Source organism: Citreimonas sp., from assembly GCF_042096055.1.
GTDB lineage: Bacteria > Pseudomonadota > Alphaproteobacteria > Rhodobacterales > Rhodobacteraceae > Citreimonas.
In genome coordinates, this window is the sequence record NZ_JBELMH010000132.1 from 1 (window position 1) to 5,363 (window position 5,363).

4 protein-coding genes are annotated in these 5,363 nt (G+C 69.5%); 1 reads left to right on the forward strand and 3 read right to left on the reverse strand.

Annotation, left to right across the window (positions count from 1 at the left end; genetic code table 11):
* The coding region (locus tag ACFDTC_RS17300) for a glycosyl hydrolase family 8 (protein WP_375260123.1) at positions 1 to 877 on the reverse strand (877 nt) is incomplete at its 3' end.
* 127 nt (positions 878 to 1,004) lie between these two features.
* Between ACFDTC_RS17300 and ACFDTC_RS17305 the strand changes: the two genes are divergently transcribed.
* A complete protein-coding gene (locus ACFDTC_RS17305; protein ID WP_375260124.1) occupies positions 1,005 to 2,096 on the forward strand; it encodes a HAMP domain-containing protein in 1,092 nt (363 codons plus the stop codon).
* Positions 2,097 to 2,112: 16 nt separating this feature from the next.
* Here ACFDTC_RS17305 and ACFDTC_RS17310 read toward each other — a convergent pair whose 3' ends face one another.
* Positions 2,113 to 4,095, reverse strand: a complete 1,983-nt coding sequence (locus ACFDTC_RS17310; protein ID WP_375260125.1) for a glycosyltransferase — start codon at positions 4,093 to 4,095, stop codon at positions 2,113 to 2,115.
* Positions 4,095 to 5,243, reverse strand: coding sequence for an HlyD family secretion protein (locus tag ACFDTC_RS17315; protein ID WP_375260126.1), 1,149 nt, complete (start codon positions 5,241 to 5,243; stop codon positions 4,095 to 4,097). Before ACFDTC_RS17315 ends, ACFDTC_RS17310 begins: the two co-directional genes overlap by 1 nt.
* Positions 5,244 to 5,363: the final 120 nt, after the last annotated feature.

Here is a 5,363-nt window from a genome sequence, read left to right on the forward strand (position 1 = left end):
CGTCGCTGCGTTCCAGCACGTCGCCCGTCCGCTCGGCTCGGACCGGAACGCCGCTTGGATCGTCGAACAGCGCGCGTGCCCGTCGGACTGCGGGATGCGCAAGGCGGCCCGACCAGATCAGGTAGAGCGGCACGCGCAGCGCATCGTAGCCGAAGGCAGCGGGCAACACATCAGGCGGGCGCATTCCCGCCTCGGTCAGGGTGATCCAGTCCGGCACCAGCCCGTCCGCCGCGATCCGGCCCATCAGCGCTTCGCCGTCGGCGGAAGCCCGCGCCAGCCGGGGAAGGTCGAAGGCCGCGGCCAGCGCGTGCAGCGCGCGCGGCATCAGGTAGGACGGGTTCACGATCTCGTAGCCGGGCCCCGAAAATCGCTCGGCCGCCGGGCGCAGCAGCAATCCGCCGCCCGGCGCGTCGCGGACCAGGATCGTGTCGATCGCGCGGGCGACGGCGGCTGCGCGATCGGCCAGGTGCGGCGCGTCGAACCGGCGTGCGGCGCGTAGCAGCGCCCAGGCGAAGAACAGGTCGCCGTCGGACGCGTTGTTGAAATCGGCGATTCCGACACCTGGCCGCCAGCGCCACGCCAGCAACGCGTCCTGCCGCACCGCAAGGTGCGCCTCTGTCCAGTCCAGCATGCGGGCAAAGACCTCACGGTCGTCGAAGGCCACCGCCAGCAGCATGCCCCAGCCCTGGCCCTCGGAATGGCTGGCGTCGCCCTGAAGCGCGTCGATCACGCGGCCGTCCGGTGTGACAAACAACGATTTCCACGCCTGCCAGGCGTCCTGCCACTCGGGCCCGTTCGTTCCGGCGGCCGCGCCGGGGCCGCCCGTGCGGACGAGCGTCCCCGCCGACAGCAGGCCCAGAACCGCTCTGCGTTTCAATTAGGCCTCACCTCGCAATCGAGTGATCGGTTGCGGCGCAGCGCCGCTGGGAACGTGCCCGGAAACATGCCACGGTCTTGCCCTACGAAACTGCACCCTGTCGACCTCTGTCTGCCATGGAGACCGCATGCCCAAGCGCGCCACCACCCCCGTCACGTTGCCCGGGGCCCTGCTGGGCCTCGTCCTGTCGGGCATCGCGATCTTTGCGGGCACGACCTACGTCCTGGTGCGTCAGCATATTGACACATTCCAGCAGGCAGCGCTGGAAGAGGCGGTGACCCTGCGCACGCGCGGCGTCTCGACCGCCTTCGCGCGGGCACTGGAGCAGGACTGGCAGCACCTGACGGCGATCGCGCGCGAGGTGGCCGTGCTCGACCCGGAGGGCCTGGCCCCGGTGCTGGATGCGGCGGCCGGCCCGGACCAGCGGATTTCGTGGGCGGGGTTCGCGCGGCCCGACGGCACGGTCATCGTCGCGTCGGGTGGCCTGCTCGAGGGCGGTGACGTGTCGTCTCGCCCCTGGTTCCAGCAGGGTCTGCAGGAGGATTTCGCCGGCGACATGCACGAGGCCGTGCTGCTCGCCGACCTGATGGCAGCCGGGGATTCCGCGCCGCCGCGCTTCCTCGACCTCGCCACCCCGGTCGAGGGGCCGGGCGGTCGCGTGGTCGGTGTGCTGGGCTTCCACATCAACGCCGCCTGGGCCGAAGACTACCTCGCCGATCTGGCCGAGCGGATGGAGCTTGACCTGCTTCTGGTCAATCCCGCTGGCGAGGTAATGATCGGAACCGCCCCGGACCTGCCCGACAGTTTCGATCTGCCACGCCTGTCGGCTGCGGCGGCGACGGGCGTGCAGACGGCGGAATTCGACATTTGGCCCGACGGCATGCGCTATTTCACCGCCGTGACGCCGTCGGTGACCTTCGGCGCGCTGCCGTCCTTCGGCTGGCGTCTGGTGGGGCGCATCGATCCGGCGGACTTTCCCGCCACGCCCGCGCGGGACCTGATCCGCTCCACCACCGTCGCACTGACCGTCGCCACGGCGATCTTCGCACTTGCGACGGTGCTGTTCATCCAGCTCTACATTCGCCCGATCGGCCGGCTTGCCCGGAACGCCGAGCGGATCGCCGACGGGCACGAGGATTATCCTGCCGAGATTCGCGCCTCGGCCGAACTGCAGCGCCTGTCGGCCTCGCTCGCCCGGCTCGAGTCGCAACGGCGCTGAGGCGCGTGGCCGCGCCTCAGACCGACCGTCCGAAGGTCAGCCGGCGCGCGAGGTCGCGCGCGATCGCGGCGGAGTTGACCTGCATCACGCCTGGCGCCTCGCCCTCGGCGTAGAGCTTGCGCAGCAGGGCGGCGCTGGTGGTCTCGTCGGGCAGCAGCCGCAGGCGCACGCCGTCGGGGGTGCGCTCGACAACGCTGGCCTCGATGTCGCCGACGTCCGAAATGCGCAGGGTGCCGGTCGTGCCGACGCCCCAGTCGCGGCCCCGGATGCGCGTCATCTCCTGCGACAGCGATGCCATCCACACGCGGCGCGGCGGCTCTCCCTCGGCGGCGAAGATGGCACGTTCGGGCGCATCGGCCACATGCCGCTCGCGGCGCGGCAGCTCGATGCAGGCGATCAGCACCAGGCTCAGCACCAGCAGGTTGTAGAGTGTCCAGAACAGGATCACCGCCTTGCCGTCGCCGGCGTCGTAGAAGGCGAACCGGTTGAAAACGAGACCAAGCAGTAGCCCCACCACCGTCAGTACCAGCACCACGATGAACGGTGTCATCAGGCGCCACTGGACCTGCAGCTTGCTGCGGTCGCCGCCCTTGGCGGTCACGCTGAACGGGTGGCCGTGCGGCTTGATGATGCCGGTGATCGCGGCGCGGCTGATCTGGATGGCACCCAGGTGCTGGCTCACGTCCTTCAGCACCGGCACCAGCATGCCCGGCGACAGCAGGTTGAACGAGATCACGGTCCACAGGAAATAGACGCCGAAATAGCTCAGCACCTCGGGCACCTCGGCGTCGACCACCGTGATGTTGAAGAACCAGTAGAGCAGTGGGTAGAGCAGGGCAGCCACGCGGAACGGGAACGCCGTCAGCCAGTAGAGCACCGAGTCGATCACGCTCCAGCGATCGCGCAGGCGAAGGGTGCTCCGCGACAACGGCCCCAGCCGGCCGCGCGCGATCTGCATCAGGCCCAGGCACCAGCGCGCGCGCTGGGTGATGTATTCCTTCAGCCCCTCGGGGGCGAGGCCCTCGGTGAGCGGCTCGTTGAGGTAGTGCGTCTCCCAGCCGCGTTCCTGCAGCGCCAGCGTCAGCATGAAATCCTCGGTGATGCTGTCGGTGGGCAGGCCGCCCAGTTCGGCCACCGCCTGCCACCGCGCCACCGACGACGTGCCGCAGCAGATCGCCAAGCCCCAGGCGTCGCGCGCGGGCTGCATGTGGTCGAAGAAGAAGCGTTGCTCGTCGGGGTAGGACCGGCTGAGCCCGAGGTTGTGCTGCACCGGGTCCGCGTTGAAGAAGTGCTGCGGCGTCTGCACCAGACCTGTTCTGGGATCGTGGAACAGCGCCAGCGTTCGGCGCAAAAAGTTGCGGTGCGGCACGAAATCCGCGTCCAGCACGGCGAAGAAGTCCGGCGGCCCCTCGGCCTCCAGCAGCTTGAGCGTGTGGTTGATGTTGCCGGCCTTGGCGCCCTTGTTGTCGGGGCGCGTGATGTGGCGCGCGCCCTGCGCCTCGCAGAAGTCGCGCAGCCAAGCGCGCTTGCCGTCGTCGAGCACGCAGACCTCCACCTCGGGCCAGTCCAGCGCCAGCGCGCCGACGATCGAGCGTTCCAGGACCTCGCGGTCTTCGTTGTAGGTCGCGATCAGCACGGCGACGCGGGGCGCCGGGCCGGGAAGCCACCACCCGGCATGCTCGGTCGCCTCGCCGCCGCGTTCGCGCACGCGCGACATCAACACGGCCGCGCTGATCGAGCTGGCCAGCGCTGCGAATTCCAGAGCGAACAGTGACCAGCTGGCCAGGCAGTCGACGGTCAGGCCGAAGGGCGCCAGCGTCTCGGTCGCCCGCCACCACGCGTAGCGCAGCGCCAGCAGGATGCCGATCCCCATCAGGATCGCGCGATGCCGGTTGTCGAAGCGGTTGACGAAGACCGGCAGGATCAGGCCAAGCCCCATTACCAGCAGCATCTGCACGAAGGCCGACTGCGTCTCGGTCAGCAGGACTGGCGGAAACATCAGAACAGGCCCCGCACCCAGTCGAGCGGCCGTGCCTCGAAGAACACCCGCCCGGTCCGCCCGACGGGGCAGTCGAGCGCCGGGTCCGACACTAGGCCCGGCACCTCGACGGCGACGTCATAGCGCTCGAGGTGCTGGGCGCTGGGGGCGACCGCAAGGTTGGTGTAGATCGTGCCCGCGCCCGCGCCCGACAGCCGCGCCACCGTGCCCGGATAGCGTTCCTCGCGGCCCGCCATCAGGAACTCGGCCGGGTCGCCGACCTGCAGGCCGTTGTAGACCGACTCGGTCACCGACAGCGTCACGAACAGCGAGCCGCAATCGACCAGCCGCAGCACGGGCTCGCCGCGCTGCAGGCGCTCGCCGTCGGCGGCCAGCACCTCGCGCAGCCGGCCATCCACGGTTGATCGGATCTCGGCCGAGGACAGCCGGTTCACCGATATCTGCTCGGCGATCACGCGGGTGTCGATCGCCTCCTCGCGGGCGCGGGCCTCCTGCAGGTCGGCCTGGATGCCGTCCAGCACGGTTTCCAGCTCGACGCGTCGCTGTTCGGCGTTGGGTGCGTCGTTGTAGCCGTCGCCGACGAACACGCCGGAACGCGCGGCGGCCAGCGCGTTCTCCAGCACGTCGACCTCTTCGCGCGCGCGGCTCTGCGTGACAGAATCCGCTGCGCCAGCCAGCGACTTCGCGGCCGCCTCGTCCAACTCGTCAGTGCCGTCGCCCGGCGTCACGCCCAGCAGGCGCAACCGGTCACGCGCATGGGCCAGGCGCAGCTCCAGCTCCGCGATGGTCCGCTCGGTAAACCGGTCGCTGCGCTGGGACAGCGTGTCGATCATGCCCTGCGTCTCTTCCGCGACGGTCTCGAGCCGCGCCGTCTGGGCCTGTGCGAAGGCAAGCTCCATCTCGAGGTCGTTCAGGCGGATCGAGTCTGACCGGCGGTCGAAGACCGAGACCAGCACCTCGCCCTCGGTCACCGCGCTGCCAAGCGCGCGATCGGGCATTTCGATCTCCCCGGCGATGGGCGCGCGCAGTGTGGACAGCCGCGCGTTGACGAAGGCGTTCGCACTGGCGCTCGCCATCTGCTCGGCCACGATGATCCAGACCGCGGCGACCACGATCAGGGCGCCAAGAACCAGTCTTGTAAGTCGCATTTAAGTCCTTTCAATCCCTGGGTTGGTGCCAGGCGCCCCTTGGCCGCAGACGATCACCCGCTCATGTCCCTTGGCTATAGAGCATTTTTCTTTCGGGCAGCATCTCAGATCGACGCTCAT